The 4,198-nt window shown below is 50.6% G+C and carries 4 protein-coding genes; all 4 read left to right on the top strand.

What is annotated here, in order from left to right; all coding sequences use genetic code 11:
* Window positions 1-213 precede the first annotated feature (213 nt).
* The 4 genes from RMS95_RS06625 (at window position 214) to RMS95_RS06610 (ending at window position 4,002) form a co-directional block, all read left to right on the top strand.
* The gene (locus RMS95_RS06625; RefSeq protein WP_310644694.1) at window positions 214-1,095 is read left to right on the top strand and encodes a DDE-type integrase/transposase/recombinase; all 882 of its coding nucleotides are present in this window, start codon (window positions 214-216) and stop codon (window positions 1,093-1,095) included.
* Between the two features lie 51 nt (window positions 1,096-1,146).
* A complete protein-coding gene (locus RMS95_RS06620; RefSeq protein WP_310644695.1) occupies window positions 1,147-2,205 on the top strand; it encodes a glycosyltransferase in 1,059 nt (352 codons plus the stop codon).
* Between the two features lie 185 nt (window positions 2,206-2,390).
* On the top strand, window positions 2,391-2,729 hold the full coding sequence (locus tag RMS95_RS06615; protein WP_310644692.1) for a helix-turn-helix transcriptional regulator: 339 nt from the start codon (window positions 2,391-2,393) through the stop codon (window positions 2,727-2,729).
* A complete protein-coding gene (locus tag RMS95_RS06610; protein WP_310644691.1) occupies window positions 2,716-4,002 on the top strand; it encodes a HipA domain-containing protein in 1,287 nt (428 codons plus the stop codon). Before RMS95_RS06615 ends, RMS95_RS06610 begins: the two co-directional genes overlap by 14 nt.
* Window positions 4,003-4,198 lie beyond the last annotated feature (196 nt).

Genomic DNA, 4,198 nt, shown 5'->3' with positions numbered 1-4,198 from the left:
TTTGGTATCGTTCTTCTCGGCTGAGGTGCTTGTACATTGGGCAATTTCGATTTGGCGGTTAAAGCGGCCATGATGCTCTCGCATCCTCAGCCACCTATAACCAGTTCATCTTTGTTGCACTTCGTCCTTGAATCCGCCTACTTTAATGCTTGACATTAATGATGATAAGGATTAAAATCTATTATCAATTAAGCACTAGATTAGTAAAGCTCTATGAATCGTCTTTCTCTATCAGATCGCGCCCAAGTTCTTGCGCTACTTTGCGAAGGCATGGGCGTTAATGCCGTTTGTCGCGTAACAGGCGCAAGCAAAATGACGGTGCTAAAGCTTTTAGCGGATGCTGGTAGCGCTTGCGCTGGATACATGGATGCGCATCTGCGCAATCTTCAAACAAAACGAATTGAATGCGATGAGATTTGGTCGTTCTGCTATGCCAAACAAAAAAACGTAGCCGCCGCCATTGCTGCGCCAGAGGGTGCGGGCGATGTTTGGACATGGACAGCAATTGATGCAGATAGCAAGCTGATGGTCAGCTATTTCATGGGGTCTAGAGATGCCGAATGTGCTTTAGAGTTCATGCGCGACTTGGAGGCTCGTTTAACGAACAGAGTGCAGCTGACGACTGATGGACACAAAGCCTATTTGAATGCTGTTGAAAATACGTTTGCAGGTAATGTTGACTATGCGCAGATCATTAAGGTCTTTGGTGCGTCAATTGATGGCACCAAGGGACGTTACAGCCCAGCTGACTGCACAGGCATTAAAAAGGAGCGCGTGAGCGGCACACCAAACATGAAGCTTGCCAGCACCTCATATGTGGAGCGTAGCAATTTGACGATCAGAATGCAAAATAGGCGGTTTACGCGCTTGACGAATGCTTTTAGTAAGAAGCTGGAAAATCATCTTCATGCCTTCAGTTTGTTTGCTATGCACTACAATTTTTGCAGAATCCATAAAACGCTGCGCGTGACCCCTGCAATGGAAGCTGGTGTCGCAAATCATGTGTGGTCGCATCACGAAATTCTGGAATTGTTAGCAACGGATGAGCAGCCTAAAAAGCGCGGCTCTTACAAAAAGAATGAAATTTCAAACTAGACCACGACCGGCTTTGCCTATGGCGAGCTGGGTATTGGCGAAGACGTGCGAATGGCTGTGGAGGCGTGTGAGGCCGCGGGTATTCCTTATCGTGTGGTGAATATTGATGCGGGTAAGGATTTGCGCCAAGCTGACGGGGCGTTGCAAGCGCAAGTGCAACGCAGCGATGCACAGGCGCCTTACGCTGTGAATGTGTTTTGTTTACCTGGCTTTGATGTGGTGTCTCGGGTGTTTTTGCGCATGGGGCCGGAGATTTTTCGTGGTCACTACAACATTGGTTGGTGGCCGTGGGAGTTGCCGGTTTGGCCAAAGGCTTGGGGCGAGGCTTTTGATTTGATGGATGAGTTGTGGACGGGGAGTGAGTTCACGCGTGCAACTTACGCGAATGCCACCAAGAAACCCGTGCATTTGATGCCGTTGCCTGCATCGGTAGACCGAGGCCAAACACTGAGCCGACGCCGTTTTGGGTTGTCTGATCGCAAGTTTCTTTATTTGTTCATCTTTGACTTCAATTCACATTTGGCGCGCAAGAACCCGCAAGCGGTGATTGAGGCATTTAGACAGGCGTTCCCTGCCAAAGACAAAGATGTGAATTTGGTGCTGAAGGTGATGAATGCCAAAGAGGACGACCCGCGCTGGGGGGTGTTTGTGACGCTTTGCAAAATGGACCATCGGATTCGGCTGATTACCGAGACGATGGACCGCTCAGATGTGCTGGGTTTGGTGGAAGCGTGTGATGCGTATGTGTCGCTCCACAGAGCCGAAGGTTTTGGCCGTACGTTGGCTGAGGCGATGCTTTATGGCAAGCCTGTGATCGCCACGGGCTATTCAGGTAACGCAGACTTTATGCATCCAGAGTGGACTTTTTCGGTTGACTTTGAAACGGTACCGGTGCGGGCGGGGGAGTATCCGTTTGTGGAGCCTGAAGATGGCGCTGTGTGGGCCAATCCCTCAGTCACGGATGCCGCCAAGAAGTTGCGTCTGGCGCGTGAGCGTACGAAGGATAAAAGTTTTGCCGCTTCCGTTCGCAATTACGCGAAGGAGCAATTCTCTATTCCACGAATTGGACAACTGATGAGTACTCGGTTGAAGGCGATTCGAACGTTTTGAACAAAATATCAATGTCGGCTTGGCGCAGCCACTCTTAAAGCCGCGTTGAATAACCGATTGACGATCGAGTGATCAAGGTTGAGGCTTGGATGTGTCGGTAGGGGTGCGGTGGTAATCGTTTTAATGTACTTGAAATTGTTCGTTAATGAGTCAATAATAGGATTTTGACTCATTAATAGATCATTATGGTGAAGCCTGCAACCCGTCCACTTTCTCAGTATTCGATGCTGGCCTTGCAGTTGCTAGGGCAGCTCATTCGCGAAGGGCGATTGGCGAAGGGTTTTAACACCACAGATCTAGCCGCGCGTGCGGGTATTTCGCGTGCTTTGCTTCAGCGCATAGAGCGGGGTGATGTGGGCTGTTCCATAGGTGCATGTTTCGAGGTGGCGGCTCTTTGTGGCGTTGCCTTGTTTGAGCCAGATGAAAGTGCCTTGGCTAAGCGCCTTTCGGCCCACACTGAAAAGCTAGCGTTGTTGCCTAAGGCGATCAGACGCACAAAGGCCGAGGTGCATGATGACTTCTAAAGCCATGAAACAAGCGATTTATAACCAAGCCTATGTTTGGGTTTGGCTGCCTGACAGCGATGCGCCGGTGGTGGCAGGGGTGCTGACGCGGCAAGGCCGGCAACTGGTGTTTAACTATGGCCGCAGTTATTTAGAGCGATCCAATGCGATGGCTCTGTATGCGCCAGAGTTGCCCTTGGTTGCTGGTGCCATTCCGCTATTACCGGGCATGGATATGCCAAGCTGCATTCGCGATGCATCGCCCGATGCATGGGGCCGCCGTGTATTGATTAACCGCAAGTTTGGGCTCAAAGGTGTTGCAGCCGCAGATGCAGAGTTGGATGAGCTGACTTATTTGTTGGAGTCTGGCTCTGATCGTGTCGGGGCTTTAGATTTTCAGGTGTCGCCCACTCAGTATGTGGCGCGCCAGCCGCAGAAGGCTTCATTGGATGATTTGTTTTCTGCAGCAGACAAAGTCGCTCAAGGTTTGCCGCTTGCCGCAGATTTAGGGCAGGCGCTGCAGCACGGCACGTCATTAGGCGGGGCGAGGCCAAAGGTTTTGCTGGATGAGTTCGATAGCAAGTGGATTGCCAAGTTTTCAGCGAGCAACGATTTGTACAACGTGGTGAAGGCGGAATACATCGCCATGCGGTTGGCTGCAAAAGTTGGTTTGAATGTGGCCAACGTGCAGCTGACGACAACATTGGGCAAAGATGTGTTGCTGATTGAGCGGTTTGATCGTGTTCGCCACCAGGGTGGTTGGCATCGACGTGCAATGGTGTCTGCACTGACCCTACTGGGCCTAGATGAAATGATGGCGGCGTATGCAAGTTATGAAAAATTAGCCGAATTGGTGCGGTTCAGGTTTAAGGACGCCAAGGCAACGTTGCGAGAGTTGTTTGGCCGCATTGTGTTTAATGTTTTGTGTGGCAATACAGACGACCACGCGCGGAATCACGCTGCTTTTTGGGATGGTCATCAATTGACGTTAACGCCAGCGTATGACATTTGTCCGCAGGCGAGGGCTGGCGAAGAGGCAACGCAAGCCATGTTGATTCATGGTCAAAAGCGCAACAGTCAGATTGCAACGTGCTTAGACGCTGCGGCTGCCTTTTTGCTAAAGCCAGATGAGGCGCTTGCGATTGTGAATGGGCAGATTACCGAGATTCGCGAGTCGTGGCTTGCCTTGTGTAACGAGGCCAAGTTAAGCGAGGTAGACCGAAATTATTTTTGGCACCGCCAGTTTTTAAATCCTTACGTGTTTTATGGCGCGCCAGATGGTTTGCAGCACTGAGCTTTTAAAGCGCTTTGGTAACAAGCCCCAACCGAGTTGGCGTTGGGCAATTTAACTTTGGCGGATTCAAGGACGAAGTGCAACACGCTTTAACGAGGCATGGAATACCTCGTGAGGTGTCTTGAATCCTAGTCGCTTTCTGGGGCGATGATTCAATCGGTTTTCAATCATAGTCAATTCCTCATCCGTCACGGTT

The organism is Limnohabitans sp. (assembly GCF_031539175.1).
GTDB lineage: Bacteria > Pseudomonadota > Gammaproteobacteria > Burkholderiales > Burkholderiaceae_C > Limnohabitans.
This window is presented reverse-complemented; position numbering and strand designations above follow the sequence as displayed.

Excerpts from the sequence above, each read along its gene's own strand:
- RMS95_RS06620 (WP_310644695.1), top strand. The coding sequence starts at position 1,147 with ATGGCTGTGGAGGCGTGTGAGGCCGCGGGTATTCCTTATCGTGTGGTG.
- RMS95_RS06625 (WP_310644694.1), top strand. The coding sequence starts at position 214 with ATGAATCGTCTTTCTCTATCAGATCGCGCCCAAGTTCTTGCGCTACTT.
- RMS95_RS06615 (WP_310644692.1), top strand. The coding sequence starts at position 2,391 with ATGGTGAAGCCTGCAACCCGTCCACTTTCTCAGTATTCGATGCTGGCC.
- RMS95_RS06610 (WP_310644691.1), top strand. The coding sequence starts at position 2,716 with ATGATGACTTCTAAAGCCATGAAACAAGCGATTTATAACCAAGCCTAT.